16 protein-coding genes are annotated in these 23,402 nt (G+C 36.8%); all 16 read right to left on the reverse strand.

Features of this window, described 5'->3' with window-relative positions; translation table 11 throughout:
- Positions 1 to 5 precede the first annotated feature (5 nt).
- Entirely contained in the window at positions 6 to 689 is a 684-nt protein-coding gene (locus ACU8DI_RS01590; RefSeq protein ID WP_447110979.1) for a response regulator, read from the reverse strand.
- Position 690: 1 nt separating this feature from the next.
- Positions 691 to 2,721, reverse strand: a complete 2,031-nt coding sequence (locus ACU8DI_RS01595) for an ATP-binding protein (RefSeq protein ID WP_447110980.1) — start codon at positions 2,719 to 2,721, stop codon at positions 691 to 693.
- Positions 2,722 to 2,791: 70 nt separating this feature from the next.
- Complete coding sequence (locus ACU8DI_RS01600; protein WP_447110981.1) at positions 2,792 to 2,953, reverse strand: hypothetical protein; 162 nt, start codon at positions 2,951 to 2,953, stop codon at positions 2,792 to 2,794.
- A gap of 217 nt (positions 2,954 to 3,170) precedes the next feature.
- Positions 3,171 to 3,896, reverse strand: coding sequence for a LytR/AlgR family response regulator transcription factor (locus tag ACU8DI_RS01605; protein ID WP_447110982.1), 726 nt, complete (start codon positions 3,894 to 3,896; stop codon positions 3,171 to 3,173).
- Between the two features lie 110 nt (positions 3,897 to 4,006).
- The gene (locus ACU8DI_RS01610) at positions 4,007 to 4,828 is read right to left on the reverse strand and encodes an endonuclease/exonuclease/phosphatase family protein (RefSeq protein ID WP_447110983.1); all 822 of its coding nucleotides are present in this window, start codon (positions 4,826 to 4,828) and stop codon (positions 4,007 to 4,009) included.
- A gap of 12 nt (positions 4,829 to 4,840) precedes the next feature.
- A complete protein-coding gene (locus ACU8DI_RS01615) occupies positions 4,841 to 6,688 on the reverse strand; it encodes a family 43 glycosylhydrolase (protein WP_447110984.1) in 1,848 nt (615 codons plus the stop codon).
- Positions 6,689 to 6,722: 34 nt separating this feature from the next.
- Positions 6,723 to 8,417 (reverse strand): sulfatase family protein, encoded by a 1,695-nt coding sequence (locus ACU8DI_RS01620; protein WP_447110985.1) that lies wholly within the window; start codon positions 8,415 to 8,417, stop codon positions 6,723 to 6,725.
- Positions 8,417 to 9,304, reverse strand: a complete 888-nt coding sequence (locus ACU8DI_RS01625; RefSeq protein WP_447110986.1) for an alpha/beta hydrolase — start codon at positions 9,302 to 9,304, stop codon at positions 8,417 to 8,419. The genes ACU8DI_RS01620 and ACU8DI_RS01625 overlap by 1 nt, the downstream gene beginning before the upstream one ends.
- Entirely contained in the window at positions 9,305 to 11,911 is a 2,607-nt protein-coding gene (locus ACU8DI_RS01630) for a glycoside hydrolase family 2 TIM barrel-domain containing protein (protein WP_447110987.1), read from the reverse strand.
- A gap of 9 nt (positions 11,912 to 11,920) precedes the next feature.
- Complete coding sequence (locus tag ACU8DI_RS01635) at positions 11,921 to 14,146, reverse strand: glycoside hydrolase family 3 N-terminal domain-containing protein (RefSeq protein WP_447110988.1); 2,226 nt, start codon at positions 14,144 to 14,146, stop codon at positions 11,921 to 11,923.
- Positions 14,147 to 14,157: 11 nt separating this feature from the next.
- Positions 14,158 to 16,494, reverse strand: a complete 2,337-nt coding sequence (bglX, locus tag ACU8DI_RS01640; RefSeq protein ID WP_447110989.1) for a beta-glucosidase BglX — start codon at positions 16,492 to 16,494, stop codon at positions 14,158 to 14,160.
- Between the two features lie 8 nt (positions 16,495 to 16,502).
- Positions 16,503 to 17,282 (reverse strand): carboxylesterase family protein, encoded by a 780-nt coding sequence (locus ACU8DI_RS01645; RefSeq protein ID WP_447110990.1) that lies wholly within the window; start codon positions 17,280 to 17,282, stop codon positions 16,503 to 16,505.
- A gap of 11 nt (positions 17,283 to 17,293) precedes the next feature.
- Entirely contained in the window at positions 17,294 to 18,661 is a 1,368-nt protein-coding gene (locus ACU8DI_RS01650) for a glucoamylase family protein (protein WP_447110991.1), read from the reverse strand.
- A gap of 7 nt (positions 18,662 to 18,668) precedes the next feature.
- Positions 18,669 to 20,021, reverse strand: coding sequence for a glucoamylase family protein (locus ACU8DI_RS01655; protein WP_447111559.1), 1,353 nt, complete (start codon positions 20,019 to 20,021; stop codon positions 18,669 to 18,671).
- Positions 20,022 to 20,134: 113 nt separating this feature from the next.
- Positions 20,135 to 21,844 (reverse strand): LamG-like jellyroll fold domain-containing protein, encoded by a 1,710-nt coding sequence (locus ACU8DI_RS01660; RefSeq protein ID WP_447110992.1) that lies wholly within the window; start codon positions 21,842 to 21,844, stop codon positions 20,135 to 20,137.
- Between the two features lie 16 nt (positions 21,845 to 21,860).
- Positions 21,861 to 23,396 carry a RagB/SusD family nutrient uptake outer membrane protein gene (locus tag ACU8DI_RS01665; protein ID WP_447110993.1) on the reverse strand — a complete coding sequence of 512 codons (1,536 nt, stop codon included), beginning with the start codon at positions 23,394 to 23,396 and terminating at the stop codon, positions 21,861 to 21,863.
- Positions 23,397 to 23,402: the final 6 nt, after the last annotated feature.

Raw genomic sequence — 23,402 nt, forward strand, 5'->3', positions numbered from 1 at the left:
ATCTATTATATAAAACCCTTATCTCTTGCTTTACTTATAAGTTCTTTATCTTCTGGACCAATAGCATCAAATATTTGCTTAAGATGTCTTTTACGTTTTTCGATACCTGCAATGGATAAGTGGACAATATTTGGCAAGTCCTTCATACGCGAGCCCATTGACAATTCATAAAGAATCCTTCGATCAATGTCGTCTAAGATAAAATCGTTTGACACCTCATGACGTAATAATTTTACGATGGTTTTACTGTAATATGGTGGATCATTCAAGATGGTTTCAATAGCTAAAACCAACTCTTTGGGTGTCATGTCGTTTTTAGTTAAAAACCCATCTGGATTGATGTTTTTTAATAGTGCATGTATTCGATAGTTATCGTTCAAAGTGGTAGCAATAATAATTTTTGAATCAGGCATTAAATGATTAATTTTCAAACCTAAGTCTTCACCTGAAAGTAACTTTCCGTCTTTGGATGGAGGTAAACGAATATCTAAAAAAACCAGGTCAAAGATCTTTTTTTGGGACACTGAATCAATGATTAGTTGATTGGCGTCGTCACAATTTTCAACGACCGTAATATTAAAGTTAACATTACTATTATTTGTAGAAACTAAATCAAGTGCACTCTTATATGCTTCTGATATGAGTGGGTGATCATCAATAATGACCACATTATATTCTGATTTTTTCATACTATATAGGTTTAATTGGTAGTTCAATGCTAATTTTTGTACCCTTGTCTGGAATGGACTTCACATGAAGTTGCCCATTTAATTTATGAACTCGCGATTGTATATTCTTTAAGCCTATTCCTTTTTTCACTTTCTTGTTATTAAACCCTATTCCATCATCTTCTATAATCAACTTTATTTGATCATTTTCATTCCAAAACTGAATATTTACATGCGTCGCTTTTGCATGCCTTATAATATTTTGTAACGATTCTTGAATGATACGATATAGGTTAACTTTAACAAAATCGCTCATATGCTCCCAGGAAAAATTATCATCAATTCTTAAGGTAAAGGAAAAATCACCAATTTTACTTTTATTTTGCAATAATTTATTAAGAATGGACTCGAAATTTATTTGTGATGTTTTTGAATTATTATGCAGTCTGTGAGAAACCTCTCTTATCTCCTTCTCAATATCCTGTAGTTCCGCCATTAGCGTTTCATGCCTTTGCAATGCTTCATCATTTCCCTTCAATTCCAAAAACCCTAAGCCCATTCGAGCGCCAAATAATCGACCGAGAATTCCGTCATGTAACTCCTCTGAAATTCGATTTCTTTCTTTTATACGTTCCTCTTCTAATTTTGATTGCTGCCGTAAGGAAAGTAAATAAACTTGTTCATTCGCCTTTTGCTGTTCACCTTCCATGATGAGCCTTTCATTTTTTGATTTCTGAACCCTTATATAGAACAGTAGCGTCAAAATCAAAATAGACCCAAGTGCTGCCACACTGATCCATATTCTTTGTTGAGACAAGCGTTTGGTTTCTTCTATATATTCGTCTGTCTCATAAGCAATTCTTGTAAATTTATTTTGAAGTTGCCACTCCACCTTTTTTAAACTATCATTGTATCTAATATATTCATTCAGATACAGTTGTGATTTTCGTTGATCAACTTTGGCAAGTAATTGTAAAGTGGATAAGTAATCTCGACTATTCTTAATACTCTTAGCTGTTTTATTGGCATTATGAATAAAGACATGAGCTTTTGCAGTGTCCCCTGTTTTTAAATAATACTCGCCTAAATGTTTCTGGCTGACTACAACGCCCGACTTATTATCTAGGCTATCTCTTATATGAAGTGCTCTCAGCATCTGATTTTCAACAAAGGTCAGATCAGGATCTTTCTCACTTAATAATTCGACATAGGCGATGTTATCTATAATTCGAGCTTTGTCCTCTAGAGATTGGGTTTCCTTGAGTGCCTGTTGAAAATAAACCAAGGCTTTTTGATAGTTCTTTTTTTGTAAGTATACCGAACCAATATTATTTAAACTCGTGCTAATAAAACTCGACTTATCGTCTAACTTGTCTAGATACTCCATAGCCATTTCATGATAAAGGAGTGATCTATCATATTCATCAATATCATTTTGTAGCACAGCCAAATGATTATAGGATATATAAAGATATTTGTAGTTCTTTATCCGTTTAAATTTATCAATAGCCTTAATGTTCAAAACTTCACTACCTGAGTAATCCTTAAAACGACCTTTGATATAAGACATAGCGTATAACATCCTTCCAGTCTCATAATCGACGCCTTTTTTACTAAAATAATTATAGGCGGTATTATAATGATAAAAAGCATTTGAATACTTTTCATTTTTATTATAAAAATCGGCATAACTCCAATGAATATCAGCTATAGATAAAGTGTCTTTTAGGGCCTGTGCAATCTCTAAAGCTTCTTGATTAACCTTTTTAAATTTTGTTGTATCCTTAAACTTAAAATAACAATAAGCGATATCACTCAAAAAAGCATGCTTTAATGAATCATCAGTATTTGCTAAAGCCTTATAAGCTTTGTCAATTTGTAAATGTTTTTGTTCTGGGGTTAAAGAGCGGTCTTTTGAAGCGTTGATCCAATATTGAATACTATCAATTTTAGGCTGATTTGTTTCTACTTGAATATCCTTGTCATGATGGCATGATTGAACAAACAGAAGGACATAAAGCAGCAAAAACTGATACCATTGTAATTGATACACCTAGAATTGGTTTTAATTGCACAAATTTAAAAAAAGCCCTTGACAAAAAAGTCAAAGGCTTATAATTATCTTAGTCTTTACCTGTACCATCATCGACATCTTGTTCATCACCAGTTGCTTGAACATTCTCAACATTCGTAGGCTCGTAATCTTCATCAAGATCTGTATTTGTGCAAGAAGTCATTAAAAATACAGCTAATAACAGGCTAAAAAGAGTTTTCACATTTTTCATAATACATAATTTTAAGTTTATACAAATAGATTTGCTGAACTGTATTTTAACAGTCAGGGATTAAAATTGTGCACAATGAACAGCGAATAAAAAGTTATCCACTGACGAATATTCAAGAATAAAATTATACATATTTTAAGTTTGTAAGGGTGAACGTAAGGTGATTTTAGTAAAACACCTTAGTCTACTAGTAAAACCAATATTTCTGATAGGCAAATCAATTAAGCGTAACAATGGTATTCTTAGAAAGCAATCCATTAATGGCATCAATATTATCAATAAACGTTTTAGTGAATGGTATTTTATGTTCGTTGTCTTTCGTAAAACAGATGTTTTTGCCGTATTGAATGCGATTAATACAGTTCCTATTTATGATATAACTTTTATGGATTCTCATGAAATTTTTGGGTAACAAATTTTCAAAAGTCTTAAGCGTCTTGAACGCACAAACCACCGAACCATCACTCATGTAAAAATCCGTAGCATTATTATCTGCCTTTAAAAACAAAATCTCCTTGGTATCTAAATACTGGTAATCTTTGTAGGATTTGAGGCAAATTGTATGCTCCTCTGCACTAGGAAATCTTTTTTGATACTTTAACAAACACTTTCTAATGTTTAATTCTGTCATCGGTTTTAACAGGTAATCAAAAAAGTCATTTTGGAAAGCTTCATAAGCCAAATTTTTAGAAGTTGACATGGCAACCAATTCAGGCATTTTAGAACTATACTGCCGAAGATTGTTGGCTAAATCTGTTAAAAACACAGCATCATTATCAATAGTCAAAAATACCAGATCATAGTTTGCTCTTAGGATTTCATTTAAAGCATCTTCATATTTCGGACTGATAATAACATAGGTGAATTCTGGAAAGTCCAATAAGGTAGCCTTGATAGACTTAATCGTTTTTGCATCGTTCTCTATGATCAGACAATTTCTCAACCTTTTTTTTCAAAGGTATTTATCTTCTTTAAAAAAAAAGTAGGTCATTCAAATAGAAAAAATAAGGATTGTCCTTACTAATTCAAAAGGTTCATAAAAAATAAAGCCAATTAAAACTTCAAAGCGACAATGACAGGAAAATGGTCTGATGGATACTTTAAATTCCAATTATCACTCAAAACCGCATACTTATCTACCGTTACATCGTCACTCACAAAAATGTAATCAATGCGACGAGAAACAGGCTGATCAAAATGAAATCCATTGAAAGTCCCTTCAGGTCCAAACTGGATTGTTGCTATTTCTTTAGAGTCATGCAACTTGTTTTTTAAGCTATTGATACTCTCATGTGTTGGTTCCATGTTAAAGTCGCCAGTCAGTATAATAGGATCATCTTGATTATTCATGGCGTTGATCTTCTCAAGTATTAATTGAGCACTTTCTTTTCTAGCCTCTGTCCCAACATGATCAAAATGGGTATTAAAAACCCAAAACCTTTTGTTGGTTTTACGATCTTTCAACAAGGCATATGTACAAATTCTATGGCAAACAGCATCCCAACCCATGGACACTAGCTCTGGTGTTTCAGAAAGCCAGAACGTCCCTGAGGTGACTATTTCAAACTTCTCAGTTTTATAAAACAAAGCGGAATACTCACCTTCATCGTTGCCATCATCACGACCAACTCCTACAAAACTATACGTCACCAAAAGGCTATCCAAATCTGTCATTTGATTCGGCATTGCCTCCTGAACACCTAAAACATCAGGTTCATGAAATTTAATTTGGTTTGTTAGGAAATTCTTTCTGTTTGTCCAACTATTTTCACCTTTCTTTGGGTAATCTAATTTGATGTTGTAAGACATTATTTTGTATGTCTGTGCCATACTTATAGTCGACACAAAAAAGCAAACTGCTATTAATAGTTTCATAATATGTCTGTCTTATTTAATGAATAAGATATCACTTTTTTCAGAAATGCCATTGGCATTAAAGGCTTCAATAGTAAAATAATAAGGCGTGTCTCGATCTAAACAACGCATAAAGTGTTCATTTTTATCATAGACTAACCATGATTGATAGAGCTTATCTGCCGCAATTCCCCAACGAATGTTATAACCTTGAGCACCTTCTACTGGTTCCCAAGAGAAAGAAGCGTCACGACGATCAGTTTGACGATCTACTTGAAACCCTTTTACCATACTTGGAGGGTTTCCTAATCCTAAACCGAATACCCGAAACTCAGACATCGCAAAATTAGCTCCAGGCACCTTGATGTTATTGTACCGTACAAACTTGGCTTCGATAGGTTGATCTAAAACAATGTAAGCATTTGGTGCATCAATTTCGCTGTCACTTCTATCTACAATAGTTTGCCAATTCTTCCCATCTGCTGAAACTTCAATTGTAAATTGATGCTTCAATCCTTCAGTACGTGTATAAATACCAGATTCATAATCGTGAAAATTCAGTTGAAATGCATGAATTTTTCCCGAATTTTGCATTTCAATGGTCATCCATTGTTCATTATTATTGGCTTCTGCTACCCAAAACGTTTTTGGATTTTCATCGGTAAGAACCTTGGAGGTAATAAGACCTTCTGAATTTTTTTCAAGTGGCAATTCATTGACTTCCACTTCATCATTATTAGATGTAAATTTCATCACTTGTTTTAAGGAGCTTGAGACTGTAACATCACCTTTGTATGATAATAACATCCAACCGTTATGTTCGCCAGCTTTTGTAGAATGACTAGGACCAAAACGCGGATAATCACCATAGGCGGTGTTGCTATACATTAAGCCATCATCATCAAAATACGTAGGAAACATACATAAACGCCGTTCCCATTGGGCATTGGATGCCAGTGCCATCGTGGCAAAATGCCAATATTGTCCATTGGTTTGTTGCACTGTAATTCCGTGACCAGCACCATTTGTAAATCCGCCAGGTTTGAAACTCATAGGATTGTTCTTCATATAGGTGAAGGGACCAAGAGGCGAGTCCCCAATATAAACACCATCGGCATATACGTTAAACTGCGTACCAGGTGCTGCATATTGCAAATAATATTTGCCGTTATGTTTTGTCATAGAAGCACCTTCCATATAGCCCTCTTTTAAAGTTGGATGAAAATTATTTTCCCCAAAACGCTCCCACCCATGAGTTTCCTCATTAAGGTTTATTAATTCCTTTTTAACACCTGTCTCTAAAAAGCGGTCGTCTTTATTCAACATTTTTACACGTAAAGGATGTAAATTAGAAGATCCCCAATACAAATACGTTTGTCCGTCATCATCAATGAATAATTCCGAATCCTGAATATTTGTTGAGATAGACGCTGTTGGCTTCCAAGTCCCTTTTTTAGGGTCATCGGTGTAGAGAATACTACCATAACCAGCTGGATCACCAGCAAAGTACACTAAAGAGTCTTTATAATTGAAAGCGGTAGGTGCATTACTTCCCTCAAAAAACCATTGTTGGGGTTTGATAAAATCCCAATTCACTAAATCTTTAGAATGCCAATAACCAAACGATCGTGTGACAAACATATAGTATTCACCTTTAAACTCGATTACCGCAGGATCTGCACCAGAACGATAGGATTGATTTCTGCTAGAATTATACACCATGTAAGTGTAATCGATGTCTAATGGATTACAATACGTTTCATTATACACCTTTTCAACGGTATTTTCCGTTGAAGTTTTAGGTACATCTGTCTGTTGCTTTTGGTCTTTATCACAAGCTAAAACTGATAGTATTGCCAGACTTAGTAATAGTTTTTTCATCTTTTCGAATTTTATTTTTCCAACGATTTTTAGCTTATAATTTTGTGTCTTTATCAGTTTGTGGGTCATAAGATGTTCCTGAATGTCCTCGTAAGCGTTCAAATTGTTTATAAGCACGCTCAACTTTGTCTTTAGGCGCTTGTTCAAATTCTTGGTTGGTGACGTCATACTGTTTTTGCAACGCCATCAAATCTGCTCTCAATTGTGTTTCGATGTCATCATACTCAGGATTATCGATTTGATTATGGATTTCCTTCGGATCTTCCTCTAAATCATACAACTCCCATGCATCAATATCATCATAAAAATGCATCAATTTATAGCGTTTGGTTCTGATACCATAATGCTTTTTTACCATATGAAATGCAGGATAGTCATAGTAATGATAATAGACAGCATCCCTAAAATTTTCGTTCTTCTTAGAAGTACTTTCTAGTAATGGTCGCAGTGATTTCCCTTGCATATCTTGAGGTATTTCTACCTGAGCATAATCCAAAAACGTTTCGGCAAAATCGAGGTTTTGGGTTAAATCTTCAATCACGGTTCCTGGTTTTATGGCTTGCGGATATTTCACCAACAACGGCATGGCTAAAGATTCCTCGTACATATAACGTTTATCAAACCAGCCCTTTTCACCTAAATAAAATCCTTGATCTGTCGTATACACAACTATCGTATTTTCGGCTAAACCATTGGCTTCTAAATAATCTAAAACTCTACCAACACCTTCATCTACCGAAACAATAGTCGCCAAATACTCTTGAAGATATCGTTGTCCTTTCCATTCTGCTAAAGCTTTCCCTGACAAATTCGCCTCGTGAAATGCATCATTTTTAGCTTTATAAGCTGCATCCCAAGCCGCACGTTGTTCTGGTGTCATTCTCTCAAAATCCGTTTTCCATGGGTTCCAAGCTAATTCCGGCCTTCCTTTCTCTTTCGTCATTTTTAGATCATGTCCTTCATACATGTCTTTGTAAATGGTTTGTAATTGCTCTTTAGACCCTAAAGAACCATCGTGATTTGTAAAGTAAGTATCCGGTAAGGGGAAATTAATAGAATCAAATCTATTGGCATGACGCAATGCTGGCATCCAATTTCTGTGAGGTGCTTTATGCTGCAACATGAGCATAAACGGCTTATCAGAATCTTTGACACTTTTGAGATAGGAAAGCCCTTCTTCTGTAATGATATCGGTAGCATATCCTTCAATTCTAGTGGTATCAGCACTCTTAGTCTCAGGATTTAAAGAAATAAAATCTGGATTATAATAATTCCCTTGATCTTGCAAAATATTCCAATAATCAAAGCCTTCAGGGTTACCATGTAAATGCCATTTTCCAATCATAGCCGTTTGATAACCTGCTTTTTGGAGTAGCTTCGGAAAGGTTTGCTGACTCCCATCAAAACGATTACCATTCATTCGAAAACCATTGACATGACTAAATTTCCCTGTTAATACAACCGCTCGACTAGGACCGCAAATAGAGTTGGTACAAAAATTGTTTTTGAACAAAGCGCCTTCCTTGGCAATCCGATCGATATTTGGTGTTGGCGCTAATTGGCTGATAGGATGACCATAAGCACTAATCGCTTGCTCTGCATGGTCATCGGCCATGATGTAAATGATATTAGGACGTTTTGTGACGGTCGCCACTTCTGATGGCTTTGCCTCCTTTTTACATGACAGGAGTACTAAAAGACTTAACCCTATAACTATAAAATACCTCATTACTTTTTCGTTTTTATTATTCTTGTTTGAATGACCTCATCATGAAGCACCGTTCGATCAAAAAACTGAAATACTTTATCCAAATCCGAAAAAGGAATGGCCGAAATTTCATGTCTGGCTTCCTTTACAATATTGAAATAAAAAGCAGTTTCATAAGCCTCTAACTTTTGAGCAATGATCTCTGATCCATCCAAGAATATAAAACCATCTCTTGTAGGCTCACAATAATGATGTGGTGCATTCCCAAATGGCACTAGTTGATCTTTAGTTCCGTGGTAAAGAACAGAAGGCACTGCGTTTTCTTCTGAAATATAACTCGCATCCACTACTGCACCTGCGCATGAGAATACTCCAGCAAACGAGACATCCTTATAGTCTTCAGCATTGCTTACAAAATACTCGCGTAGAAAAACGGCATTCAATATGCCTTCAGCACCTGCACTGCTTCCACCAGCAATAATCTTTGTGGTATCAATCTGAAGTGATTCAGCATTCGCTACAACATACTTAGCAGCATCCATATAATCTATGACGGCCTGTTTAAAAGTCTCTAGTTTTTCATCTTTGGTGCAATCACAACCAAACCCTGTCTTTGTTCCTTTTCGCAATAATCTATAAGATATAGATATTCCAATATAATTCTGTTCTTTCGCTACATACTGAACTAATTTTTCATCGTCTATATAATCCCTGCTTCCGACTGAAAAGCCTCCGCCATGCATCCACAATAACACTGGTAGTCTTTCAGCATTCTTAAGTTTTTTGGGCGTATAAACATCTAACTTCAAAGTGTCATTCCCTTTGATAGCATAGGTGTAGGTTGCTTTCTCCTGTGACCATAAAAAGGAAGTCATCATGAATGTTATCACTATTAAAATTTGTTTCATCTAATTTATTTTTTCTATTAAAATACCACTCAATACTGGTGGTCCTACAATTGGATTTAAGGATATCGTGAGTCCTTCGTCATCGTTAACTCGTATATTTGACGTAAGTGTGACGCCATACTTTTCTGGATATGCTCTTGCCAAATTGAATTGTTCTTCAACGATGCTTTCGTTCAGTAGCACATTAAAAATACGTTGCGTTTTGGTATGGTCTACTTCGTCTTTCGATAAATTATAAATATTTTCAGTGGGTTTTATTTGAGGTTCCACAAAAAACAATGACACCTTATAATAGCCAGCTGGTAGATCTACCTTATAACGAGTCACCCCTTCTAACATGGTTTGAAACAACGGTTCCGAAGTTGTATTTTTAATATTATGCGGAATTCCTTGATTTTTGGCTTTTGTCATTCCAAAAGGTGTTCCGTTTTCATAGCCAAACCATCCCTTTTCATAAGCTTGATCTGGAACAAAAGTGGTTTGACGTTCTGGGTCTTTAAAATAAAAATGAGCACCCACATTAATACCCAATTGCTTGAAGTCTTTAAAATGTAATTGCTCCAATCTTGAAATTTCTAGACTTTTTTCAACGGAATAAACGCCACTTTCAATATGTAAGATATTCTTACCATTCACAAAAGGAACATCTACTTCTGCTACGCCATTGTTGAACACTACTTTTTCTAATAACTGTCCGTTAAGGAAGACCTGCGCTTCATTTAAATTAGATATCATTTTAACAGGGAAACTATCGTTTCCTAATAAAGTCATACCATTTAAATGATTTACTGCTAGGTGTATAAATTTCTCATCTTTTACTAAAACCGATTTGTACCAATAATAGATATCTTTGGGTGTGCGATCATAGCGAACCAATCCTTTTTGATTGACATGCGGAATTGCATCACCACGAAATTCAGAACCAAAATCGGCAAAGTTCCAAGCGGTCATACCAGTCATAAATGGTCGGTCTGTAATCTGTTGAAAATACGATTGATGTAATTTGAACTGATAATCCGTTGAAAAATCAAATTTTTTCGGAGTTCTGGTAAAAATTCGAACATCTGCTCCTGGACCATATTCCGACAACAATAAAGATCTCTTTGGAAAACGTTGATGTTGATCGTCTAGAAATGTTCCTAAATCTGAGATTTCAGCATCATACCAACCAAAATAAAGGTTCCAACCGAGAAGCATTGGAAGATCTGCAATACCTGTTTCATTGTAAACCTCATTTAAATGACAAGCCATGACTGTGATATGGTTTGGTGCTAATTGCCGAGTTACATCCTCAAGTTGGTTCGCTAGTTCTAATGTAGTAGCTTTTAACTTGGTCTTAGCTGCTTCAGAAGACTTGTCAAAGGCCATCCTTAGGAAAATCTCGTTCATATAACCAAACATGATTACAGAAGGATAATTATAATGTTGTTTGATATGCTCTTTTTGCATGGTCATACAGGTTTCAAAATAAGCCTTAGAGTCTGTTACCTTATTTACGATTGGAATTTCAGTCCATACGATAATACCTAGTTTATCACACAAATCATAAAGTTCTCGAGCATGCGGATAATGAGCGAATCTTATAATATTGGCACCCATATTCTTAATGAGTTCCATATCTTTTTTTTGAAGTGCAGTTGGTACAGCGTTAGCATAACCTTGAAAGTCTTGATGTCTATTAACACCTATTAATTTGATAGGTTTACCATTTAAAAAGAAGCCTTTTTCAGGATCAACAAAAGCCCAACGGAATCCAATATTAGTTGATTTTGCATCTAAAACATGTCCGTCTTCTGTGGTAAGTGTTAATTCCAATTGGTACAAATTTGGTGTTTCTGGAGACCAAAGTTTCGGATTCTCAATTTGCGGTAATTTTACTTTGAAAGTGGTTGTTTCCTCAGCGGGCAATTCAAGAGTTTCTGTTCTTGATGTAACAACATCACCTTTGTGATCTAATAAGACGAGGTTTAAATTTGTTGGAGTATGGACTAATGCTACATTTTTCAAAATAGCTTCCACTTCAATGTTCGCGCTTCTATCAGATATATCCAGATAATTGACATAGAAACCTTCAGAAGCATAATCATCCAAGCTAAAATGCTGTTTTGGTAAAGCTATTAATTCGACATCGCGATATATCCCACCATAGAAGGTGAAATCGGCATCCAATGGCGGAATATCGAGATTGTGAGAATTATCTACCGTCACTTCAATCAAATTGTAACTACCAAATTTCAAAAAGTTGGTAAGCTCAAAATTAAATGCGGTATAGCCACCTTTATGATTACCTACTATCTGTCCGTTAACACGAACTGTCGCTTCTTGATTGACTGCATTGAATTTTAGATAATGTACATGATTTTTCTGCTCATCCTGAATGAAAATCATTTTTTTGTAGTACCCTAAGCCTCGACGATAACCTGGTTGATCATCAAATGCGTCTAGCTTATTCCAAGAATGCGGAATATTTACTGATTCCCAATTCGTTTTATCTTCAGAATATTGCCAACCAGAATTAATGGTTTTTTGCTGTGAGAAAATTTGAAGAGAAAAAGCCACACAGACAAACAAGGAAAGACCAATCAATTTATTCATCAGGTGTGGCATAGTTAGCTATTAATCTTTTAAGGTAAAGGTGTTTTTAAATTTAAAATCAGAACTTGGTGTAATGGCTATCTCAAAAACACCTGGTTCAACACCATATATCATTTTATGATTATAGAATTTTAAATCGGCAGCAGAAATCGTAAAGACAACTTCCTTAGTTTCACCCTTTTTCAAAAATATTTTCTGAAACCCTTTTAATTCTTTCACAGGTCTAGTAACACTAGCCACTTTATCATGAATGTACAATTGTACTACTTCATAACCGTCGTAATTACCTGAATTAGTAATGTTGACAGAAGCCGTTAAGGTTTCTGAAAAACCGATACTTTCTGAAGATAATTTTAAATCTGAATACTCAAAAGTGGTATAACTCAGACCGTGACCAAAATAAAACAATGGTGTGTTCGGTACATCTATATAGTTACTTTTATAATCTTCCTTTGGATTGGAATCAGGAATGGGTCTTCCCGTATTCTTCATATTGTAATAAATAGGTACTTGACCTACATTTCGAGGAAAAGTCACGGTTAATTTGCCTGATGGATTATAAACTCCAAATAAGACATCAGCCGTTCCTGCACCTCCCATAGTCCCTGGAAACCAGACTTCGAGTATCGCATCCACTAAAGCAACTTCAGAAGAAAGGTTTAAAGGGCGACCATTCATTAAAACTAAAGTGATTTTTTTATTAGGGTTTGCCTCCCGTATTTTAGCAATTAATTCAGGTTGCACACCAGGAATTTTTAAACTGGTTCTTGAAGCAGCTTCACCACTCATGTGGTGTCCTTCACCCATCACCAGTACAATTGCGTCTGCTTTTTTTGAGACTGAAATAGCTTCAGCAAAACCAGAATCGTCAGTATCAAGAATATCACAGCCTTTCGCATATAATATTTGCTCAGGGTTCAAATATTCTGAAATACCTTCAAAAACGCTCACCGCTTTTCCATTTCGATCACCTTTAGCAGCCCAATTACCTATGATGTCATATTCATCTTTCACCAAAGGTCCAATAAATGCAATGCTTTTCGTATTTTTCGACAGAGGTAATGCTTGTTTTTTATTTTGTAGCAGTACTGAGGAGGCTGCAGCTATGTCTCTTGCTTTTTGTAAAAATTCAGGTTTGTATTTTGTAGTGTTTTCACGTTCCTTATTAATATAGCGATAGGGATCATCAAATAAACCTAACTTAAATTTCGCTAATAATATACGTCGGCAAGCATCGTTTATGTAGGCTTCAGAGACCTTTCCCTCCTCAACTAATTGTTCAAGGTGCAATCGATAGACATGACCCATCATATCCATATCTACACCTGCATTCATCCCTAATCTCGCTGCATCAATACTATCCTTAGCAAAGCCGTGTGGTATCATTTCATTGATTGAGGTATAATCGGAAACAACAAAGCCTTCAAAACCCCATTCTCCTCTTAGGATATCACGAAGGGTAAATTGATTGCCTGATGTAGGTATGCCATTAAGTTCATTGAAAGCCGACATAAAGGTTTCAACACCTGCATCGACCGTCGCTTTAAATGGAGGCAAATAGACATTTCGCAATTCACCTTCACCCATATTGACTGTATGATAGTCACGTCCGGCTTGAGGCGCTCCGTAAGCGACATAATGTTTCGCACAAGCCAATATGGTATTTGGTTGTGATAAGTCTTCACCTTGGAAACCTTTAACATAGGCTTTCGCGATCTCACTTCCTAAATACACATCCTCACCAGCACCTTCGGAAATTCGTCCCCAACGTGGTTCTCTTGAAATATCCACCATAGGAGCAAACGTCCAATGAATGCCTTCTGCGGAGGCTTCTTCAGCAGCAATCCGAGCACTTTCCTCAATCATTCTCAAATCCCAACTAGCCGATAACCCTAAGTTAATGGGGAAAATGGTTCGGTGGCCGTGAATCACATCATAACCAAACAATAATGGAATTCCTAAACGTGACTCTTCCATAGCTAGTTTTTGTAAATCGCGAGTGCCTTTAACCGACATCGCATTTAACATAGCACCCATATGGCCTTCACGGATATATTTACCGTTATCTGTACCAATAATAGGACCTGTTTGATCCCAATGACCACTATACATCACCGTTTGCCCTATTTTTTCTTGAAGGGTCATAAGGTTCATTAGAGAATCTACCTTGGCTTCATAGTTTTGTGCAAAGCCAAATACTGTGACTAAAGCAAAACTGATATAAAAAAATACTGATCTAGTTTTCACGTCACTAATTATTATTTGCTAAATTTAAACTCCTTAGTCAATGGCGCATTAGAATCTGATCCTACAAACACTTGAAATGTTCCTGGTTCTGCAACAAAATCTAGGCTTGAATTATAAAACTTTAAATCTTCAGTTGTCAATTTGAAATCAATGGTTTTTGTTTCTCCTTTTTTGATGTCAACTTTTTGAAATCCCTTAAGTTCACGCACAGGTCTCGTAACCGAGCCCACTAGGTCTCTTATATATAATTGCACGACTTCTTTCCCATCATAGTTTCCAGAGTTCGTGACATCCACAGACACCTTAATTTCACCATCCATGTTCATATTAGTAGTGCTCAATGTAAGATTACTATAGTCAAAAGTCGTGTAGCTCAAGCCATAGCCAAATGGGTATAGAGGCTCGTTCCTGACATCTAAATAGTTACTTTTAAATTTTTCAAATTTCCCTTCAGAATTACCAATGGGTCGCCCTGTATTTTTATGATTATAGAAGATTGGAACTTGTCCGACATTTCTAGGAAATGTGGCCGTTAATTTTCCTGACGGGTTGACATCTCCAAACAGGACATCTGAAATGGCTAAACCTGCTTCACTCCCTGGGAACCAAACATTCAAAATAGCTGGTACGTTCTCGTTTTCTTCAACCAACACTAAGGGTCTACCCGTAAATAACACTAAAACTACAGGCTTGCCTGTTTTGAGCAAGGCATTTAATAAATCCTTTTGAACTTGAGGAATGCCAAGGTCTGTACGACTACTACTTTCTCCACTGAATTCTGCAGACTCTCCAATAGCCGCTAAAATGACATCGGACTTTTTAGCAATCGCTAAAGCCTCATCCAATAGTTGTTGGTCGCTTCTACCATCGCGTGGAATATCTTTACCAAACATGGTCGCACGCTTTTCCAATGCTAAATCATAATCCAAATTACTCCCTTTGGCATATAATATATTAGCTTTTTCTCCAACTATTTGCTTTAAGCCATCCAAAAAGGAATTCGACTTTTCTTGATCTGTCGCCACACTCCAAGTACCAGCCATATTCACACTTGTGTTCGCTAACGGACCTACTAAAGCAATAGTTCCTGATTTTTTTAGTGGTAACAACTGTTCTTCATTTTTTAACAAAACCATAGATTCAGCAGCTACTTTTCGAGCGAATGCTTTATGTTCTGGTGTAAACACCTCAGATTCTGCTCTATTTTCATCACAATATCGATAAGGATCTTCAAAAAGACCCAATTGATATTTCGCAGTTAAAATGCGTTTCACAGCGGTATCAACAGCATCCATAGTAATGGTACCATCCTCCAGAGATTTTTTCAATGTGGTTAACAGTCCTTCACCTACCATATCCATATCCACACCAGCATTTAATGCCATGGCAGATACTTGTTGAAGATCACCCATACCATGAGCCATCATTTCATTAATGCCCGTATAATCGGTAACAACAAAGCCATCAAAGCCCCAATCTTCTCTCAGAAGATCTGTTAGCAACCATTTATTTCCAGTAGCTGGAATACCATCAATTTCATTGAACGATGCCATAACTGATCCGACGCCTTCATTCACGGCTGCTTTATAAGGCGCTAAATATTCGTTATACATTCGGATACGACTCATATCTACCGTATTGTAGTCTCTACCTGCTTCTGGAGCTCCATAAAGTGCAAAATGCTTTACACATGACATCAAAGTGTTATTTGCTGATAAGTCATCTTGCTGATAACCTCTTACCATGGCTCTTGATATTTGACTTCCGAGATAAGGATCTTCACCATTGCCTTCAGAGACACGACCCCAACGTGGATCTCTTGAAATATCGACCATTGGAGAAAAGGTCCAGTTAATCCCATCAGCACTAGCTTCAATTGCAGCTATGCGCGCTGTTTTTTCAATCATCTCCATATCCCATGAAGACGACAATCCTAAGGGAATCGGAAAGGTGGATTTATAACCATGAATCACATCCATACCAAAAATCAATGGAATTCCTAACCGACTTTTTTCAACGGCTATCTTTTGAACAGCTTTTATTTTAGCTACTGTTTTAATATTGAAAAGCCCTCCAACTTTCCCTTCTTCAATCTTTTTTGCAATATCAGAACTTTGTGCTTGTCCTGTCGTAATATCTCCTGATGAAGGTAAATTGAGTTGCCCTAATTTTTCCTCCAATGTCATTAAGTCTAAAATGGAATCTACTTGTTTCGCATAGGAATTTGAAGTTGATGCTTTAGACGTTTTTTTAGTTTCTGAAACAGACATCTCGTCTTTTTGGTCAGAATTGCAAGACATCACGATTAGCGCAACAACTAGTAATATTGGTATGGTTAGTTTTCTCATTTTAAATGTTATTTTGATTTTGAAAATAGCCAAGTTAGTAATTCAGGTTCAGCGAATGTTGAATCCCAACTATTGTGGTTATCATCTGCGTATATCGTGAAATTTGGTTTACCACCTGCCTTTAAATATGCACTGATCATATCAACTGATAATTGAGGATCTACAACATTATCCTTGGCACCGTGGAACACCCATAAGTCTGTGTTGGTAGCATAACTTTTAACAGTCTCAGGATTGCCTCCTCCACAAATGGCAAATGCTGCCGCAAAGGTGGTTGGCTTCCTGTATAATATTTCAAAAGTTCCCATACCACCCATGGAAAGCCCACCTACAAACACCTTATTAGTATCCACATATGGCTGGTTCAAATAATCATCAACAAGTTGCATTACTAAATTCAAAGCGGTTGTTGGAGGATCATTTAGTGGAAATTTCAAAGAAATGGGATAGGAACTTCTATCGACGGTGGCATTCGACCAATAATCATTTTTAGGACATTGCGGAAAAACAACGATTGCTGGGAAAGCTCCCCTATTCATATCATCTAAAAATAGCTTGCTTCCATGTACTAACTGTGATTGATTATCACTACCTCGTTCTCCGGCACCGTGCAAAAACAAGACCAGTGGATACGTTTTTGATTTGTCAAAATTCTTCGGAAGTAGAAGACGATAGTTTAATGTATCTGATTGTACAATCAATTGTTCTTTGGAAAAAGAATCAGACTGCGCTTTTGAACCTAAGGTAAAACCAAAAACTAACAGTAGCATCCATACGTTACATTTCATATCCAATAATTTTAATAATTAAATCCGAGAGCATTCAATCCATTTTGAACATCCTCATTTTGCATAAATAGATTCCACAATAGACCGCTTCTATAATTTTCAATCATGATAATTTGTGGTCCTTGATCGATAGCTAAATAGGCTTCTGCCACCCAATAATCGTACTTAGGACTAAACGCATCATAAAATCCGGCAGGACCCAATAAAATATCATTCTTACTATAGAAAAAGTGCATCGCTGCTAACGACTTCTGTGGTGTATATGGTATCGAACTAATGGCTGCTGTAGGCGAAATAACCCCAATATCCTCTCCTGGCTTATGCGCCATATATCCAATGGAGCCATCTTCATTTCGAGAATAGCTTGCTGTTAATCCCCAACAGTCAGTATCATATCGGAAATGATTTAAAGGATTATCAACACAATAGTCATAATTGATTTCTGTGTGGTTTTTATTCAAGGTCCAATAATTGGCATACTGATCACTGAGATTAGTAGGATCTAAACCCAAATACGAATAGTGTGCCCAAAACAAAGGTCCTGTACCTGAACCTGCATGATCCAAAACTAAAGGTGTATTATATTGGGTTTCAGCCGTTACAATATTTCCATTACTTGCCCATCCTTGATGATAGGCGTCAGTTGGAATGGCATGATCAGGCGATGCTGCCCCTAAAATAAATGCAATCAAGGTTTCATTATAACCTTTCAGTTCCAAATTAATCGCAAACCCATTGTTAGGACTCCAATGCCAGAATAGTTTATTTTGATTTTGTGTATACCAATCCCACTCTACACCTTTCCAAAGAAGGTCTGCTTGTTCGGCTAAATCCATTTCTTCTTGTGAGCCATTTTCAAAATATTCCTTCACACAAATAAGGCCTTGTGCAAAAAAAGCAGTTTCAACAAGATCACCACCATTATCTTGAGGACTGAAAGGTATCACATTACCAGTTCCACCATCTATCCAATGAGACCATGCACCATGAAAGCGATCAGCATTCTCAAAAAAATCAAGTATGGTTTGTAGTCTTTGCACGCCTTCAGCTCTAGTGATATAACTTCTTTCGATACCAACGAGTATGGCCATTAGACCAAACCCACTACCTCCCGTAGTTACCACATTTGAATTTAATGACGGATTGTTAGGGTGATAACGTTCTTTAGCCGCTCCAGAATTAGTTTCAGCGTAATCCCAAAAATACCGAAAGGTACGTTCTTGAGTCAAATCCATAATTTCTGTATCCGTTAAAGGATCAACAACTACAGGGTCATCATCACCATTGGGATTATAGGGTTCTTGATAGCCTGGCCCATTATCCGAACCACAGTTCACTATAAGGAGACAAAGGATTAATCCTAAACATATATTTTTCATAGTAATTTTATTTTTTTACGTCAAAACCTAATTTATCCAATCCGGTTTTCACATGTTCATTTTTCATAAACAAATCCCATAGCAGTCCTGTTCTGTAATTTTCAATCATCACGGGAATTGGTCCTTGATCAATAGCCAAATATCTTGATACATACCAATTATCCTCTAAGCTAAAAGCATCATAAGGTCCATATTTACCAATTAGCGAATCTTGTTTCGTATAAAGGTATTGCAACATCTTCATACTTTCTTTTGGTGTATAAGGGAAAGAAGACAAGGCTGCGGTGGGTGATATCACACCTAAATCTGCACCAGGTCTATGACCAGCATAACCCTTTATAGAATAACTAGAGGTAAGTCCCCAGAGACTATCGCCATAACCTTTAAAATTTTTCGGATTATCAACGGCATATCGATGATGAATCCGTGCATGATTCTGTGTCAAAGTCCAATAATCTGCATATTGATCGGTGAGACCATTCGGATTTAGTCCAAGGTAAGAATAATGTGCCCAGAACAGTGGTCCGATTGGAGCGTCACTATGTTCGTAATAATTTAGTACTAACGGCAGATCATAAAACGACTCCTTTGAAACAATATCGCCATCTCCAGCCCAACCTTTTTCGTAAACGTCTTTATCTATTGGATATGTTGGTGATGCTGCTGCCAGCACGTACATTATCAAACATTCGTTATAGCCTCCAACAGGAAAATCCATCTCCCATTCGTATTCAGGAGACCAATGCCAATATAAAACGTCCTCATTGTTTTTTGTATACCAACTCCACTCTACCTCTCTCCAAAGTTTATCAATTTTTTCGACAAGCTCTTGTTCCTTCTCATTTCCATTTTTGAAATATTCTGAAACGGTTAGGAGTCCTTGAACAAGAAAAGCAGTTTCCACCAAATCACCGCCATTATCTTTTTTACCGAAAGGATAGACTTTACCTGTCTCTCCATCAATCCAATGAGACCAAGCACCATGAAAACGATCTGCCTTATCTAAAAAATTAACAATTTTTAAATAGCGATCCAAGGCTTGTTCTCTTGTAATAAACCCACGTTCAACACCAACAAGGATTGCCATCAACCCGAATCCACTACCTCCTGTAGTAACGGTGTTTTTTGGAGAGGTAGGATACACGTCATCCATATGGAGTCGTTCTCGAGCTAATCCAGAGTTTGGTTCAGCGCCTTCCCAAAAATAATTGAAGGTTTGCTTTTGAATGGTATCTAGTAACTGACTATCAGTAAGCTTTACTTTACGATCAGTATTGTTTTCCAAAACCAATGGTTCAGATTTATTTTTACAAGATGATATGCTCAGAAACAAACATAGTAATAGTATGAATAGTTGCATCCTTTGTTGAAGCGGATTACTCATTTTGTAATGGGTTTAAAAACTTTAGCTGCATTTAAAATATAAACACAGCTAAAGCAAGAGACTAATTCTAATAAATATATGAATAACTGTTAATCAAGCATATCTTGTATTTGGGCTTCTGACAGTGCTATATTGAATAAACGAAGCTCATCCATCGCACTACTATCAGAGTTATGTCCCCAATAATCAAATGTAGGTCCACCTGCTCCGATAACAATTTCATTACAGCCTGTCCAATCTACACTGGAAGACATCGAGGATGTTAATTGTTCAACACCGTTAAAGTATATTTTGCTTTCGGTAGGCGAAACTGTCAAGGCGATATGTATCCATTCGCCAGCCGTAACATCTATGACACCGCCATCATTCCAGCTTTCTCCAGCACCTGTACCTACATTCACTTTGATACGTTGTTCTGTAGCGCTTCCTTCTCTAAACAATCGGAAGCCTTGGAAACGATCATCAGCATCATCACCAACTGTTAAAATTCCAGATCTATCAGGAGTTGCATTGACTTTATACCAAAATGTTGCGCTAAACTGGTCATCACCGAATAAACCATCAATTGGATAGGTTAAATAAGAATCTGCGGTTGCCATATAAGCGTTACCACCTAAATAACTTTCACCAGCAAATCCTGGTGTACCAATCTCTGTTGGTTCAGATAGACTTAACAAATCAACATTAGACCCATCAAAAGGCATGTACAATGTTTCTCCATCGTACATTGGCTCATAAGGATTTGTCACATTAATCATGTTTTGTATTTCAGATTGTGACATTGCGATGTTAAATAAACGTAATTCATCCATTGAGCTGTTATCTGAGTTGTGTCCCCAATAATCAAATGTTGGACCACCTGCTCCTATCACAATCTCATTACAACCTGTCCAATCAACAGGTCCGGATGGTGTTGCTGTATTTACTGGTAATCCATTAAAATAAATTACGGTTTCAGAAGGTGAGATTGTAAAGGCCACATGAACCCATTCACCTGCTGCTACATCAATCACACCACCATCATTCCAGCTTTCGCCAGAACCAGTTCCCACGTTTAGCTTAATTCTTTGCTCCGATGCATTTCCTTCTCTGAATAATCTAAATCCTTGAAATCTATCATCGGCATTGTCTCCAACTGTTAAAATACCAGATCGGTCTGGCGACGCATCAACTTTGTACCAAAAGGCACCTGTAAAGTTACTTCCCATAGATGGATCAAAAGGGAATGTGAGATACGAGTCTTCAGATGCTTTAAACGCGTTTGATCCTAAAAAGGCTTCTCCAGCAAATTCAGGAGATCCTACTTCATCAGCATCCGTAATACTCAACAATTCTGTATAGGTACCATCAAAAGGCATGTAAAACATTTCTCCAGCGAATAACGCCTCATATGGAGGTGCTTTTTCAAAGTTTACGGTTGATGCTGTCGTATTACCAGCAATATCGGTCGCAGAAATTTCTAACACATGTTGACCACTCATCAAGCTATCATATGTATATTCTTCAATAAAGACACGATAATCTAAAAATTCATTGTAAGTAATTAATTGTGTTCCATCTAATTTAACGGTAATGGATTGAATTTCGATATCATCCTCCACTTCAAATTCAAAAGTCACTGGTACTACAAGTTCTAAGCCTGTAATTTCAGTACCTTCTGTTGGATAAATAATATTTACAATAGGCGCTCCAGCATCTTCTCCAGGATCCACCTCTGTTATTGGATCAATGCCCTCGTAACAAGAGGACACTGATATCAATGCCAATAACGCTATTAAGTATGTATTTATAGTTTTCATATTCTTAGTCTTTTTTTTAATTGTTTTCTAATCCTAACAAATCAACTTGAGCCTGTGGATAAGGTAGAAGTTCGTCTTCGGAAGTAAACGTTCGTCCGTCATAACTCAACTCATCATACTCATTTAATCGAATCATGTCGAAATAGCGAATACCCCATTCCATGGCAAGCTCTGCAAATTTCTCATCCATGACATCTTGGGTCGTTACACCCGATAATGGCGCCATACCAACTCTAGTTCTCACCATATTAACAGCTTGATCTGCAGTCATACCATTTCCGCTAGCTCCTCGTGTAAGGGCTTCAGCATAAGTCAATAACATTTCAGCATATCGGATAACGATAAAGTTCTTACTAGAGCCATAGCTATTTCTTCCTGGTGTTAATTGGTTGGAAGGCAAGTAATGTTTCCCACTAGCAAACATCGCTCTTGGATAATCGTTAAAAATATCACCATCAGGAGTTTCATTGGATATATAACTTGGCAATGTCGCATACGCTGGATCCATCATAATTTCATCGATTCCTCTAGGCGTAAAACACACACTAGTTACTAATCGTGTTTCTTCTCCACGATCCAACATAAACTTAATATATTTCATACTTGGCTCATAAAAACCCCATCCTCCAGATGCAGTAGATACGGCTGGTGTCCAATCTGTTGGTCCGAAAGGTGCGTACAAATGGTTATTTACAGCACCAGACTCTGTATTGTAGTCTGAAAATTGTAACTCAAATAAATTCTCGTCACTTCGTTCACCAGGCTTTTTGAAAAGTTCGTAATAATCTGGATAAAGTGTAAATTTATTGCTGTTAATAATTTCTCCAGTGGCATCGGCAACCCCTTGGTAATTTTCCATTTCCAGATTGGCTAAAGCTTTAAGAGCTAACGCCGTATACTTGGTAACACCACCAGGCACGTCTGTTCTCTCGTTAGGTCTTGCATCCGCTAAATCAGGAATAGCTTCATCCATTAAATCTGAGATATATTGCATTACTTCCATTTTGGTAGCAACGCCGTTTTCCAATTCTGAAGAAATATCTGAGGAATTTATAATGTAAATATCTCCCCAAAGTCTAGACATTTGAAAATGTGTAAACGCATTCAACACCTTACATTCGGCCATATATTGATCGGCAAGATCCAGATATTCATCCGCAGCAAAATCCTTATAATTTTGAATGGTTTCGCGTGAGCTCACAATTCTTACAGCATCACCATAAAAATTCTCCCAAATTTGATTATACATCCAAAAGCCATTATCGTAAATGAACAAATCTGTATCTGCAAATTGCGGTTGATCTCCTAATCCACCTGCATTAACATCATCCCCTCGTACACCGATAAGTAACGGGTCTTCCCATCCTCTCGAATACACGGCAGAATAAGCGCCAATAAGAGGTAGTACCATATCTTCTGAAATGGTAAAATCAAGATCACCTGCTGCCAACTGGCCATCATTCTCCTCTAACTTATCTGTACAAGAAAAAACAACCGTCATGGCGAGCAGCAGTAAAGCTAGTTTTTTAGTCATTTGATTTAAATTTTTCATATTTAG

Source organism: Psychroserpens sp. BH13MA-6 (genome assembly GCF_052983595.1).

Excerpts from the sequence above, each read along its gene's own strand:
- ACU8DI_RS01590 (WP_447110979.1), bottom strand. The coding sequence starts at position 689 with ATGAAAAAATCAGAATATAATGTGGTCATTATTGATGATCACCCACTC.
- ACU8DI_RS01600 (WP_447110981.1), bottom strand. The coding sequence starts at position 2,953 with ATGAAAAATGTGAAAACTCTTTTTAGCCTGTTATTAGCTGTATTTTTA.
- ACU8DI_RS01610 (WP_447110983.1), bottom strand. The coding sequence starts at position 4,828 with ATGAAACTATTAATAGCAGTTTGCTTTTTTGTGTCGACTATAAGTATG.
- ACU8DI_RS01615 (WP_447110984.1), bottom strand. The coding sequence starts at position 6,688 with ATGAAAAAACTATTACTAAGTCTGGCAATACTATCAGTTTTAGCTTGT.
- ACU8DI_RS01620 (WP_447110985.1), bottom strand. The coding sequence starts at position 8,417 with ATGAGGTATTTTATAGTTATAGGGTTAAGTCTTTTAGTACTCCTGTCA.
- ACU8DI_RS01625 (WP_447110986.1), bottom strand. The coding sequence starts at position 9,304 with ATGAAACAAATTTTAATAGTGATAACATTCATGATGACTTCCTTTTTA.
- ACU8DI_RS01630 (WP_447110987.1), bottom strand. The coding sequence starts at position 11,911 with ATGCCACACCTGATGAATAAATTGATTGGTCTTTCCTTGTTTGTCTGT.
- bglX (WP_447110989.1), bottom strand. The coding sequence starts at position 16,494 with ATGAGAAAACTAACCATACCAATATTACTAGTTGTTGCGCTAATCGTG.
- ACU8DI_RS01645 (WP_447110990.1), bottom strand. The coding sequence starts at position 17,282 with ATGAAATGTAACGTATGGATGCTACTGTTAGTTTTTGGTTTTACCTTA.
- ACU8DI_RS01650 (WP_447110991.1), bottom strand. The coding sequence starts at position 18,661 with ATGAAAAATATATGTTTAGGATTAATCCTTTGTCTCCTTATAGTGAAC.
- ACU8DI_RS01655 (WP_447111559.1), bottom strand. The coding sequence starts at position 20,021 with ATGCAACTATTCATACTATTACTATGTTTGTTTCTGAGCATATCATCT.
- ACU8DI_RS01660 (WP_447110992.1), bottom strand. The coding sequence starts at position 21,844 with ATGAAAACTATAAATACATACTTAATAGCGTTATTGGCATTGATATCA.
- ACU8DI_RS01665 (WP_447110993.1), bottom strand. The coding sequence starts at position 23,396 with ATGAAAAATTTAAATCAAATGACTAAAAAACTAGCTTTACTGCTGCTC.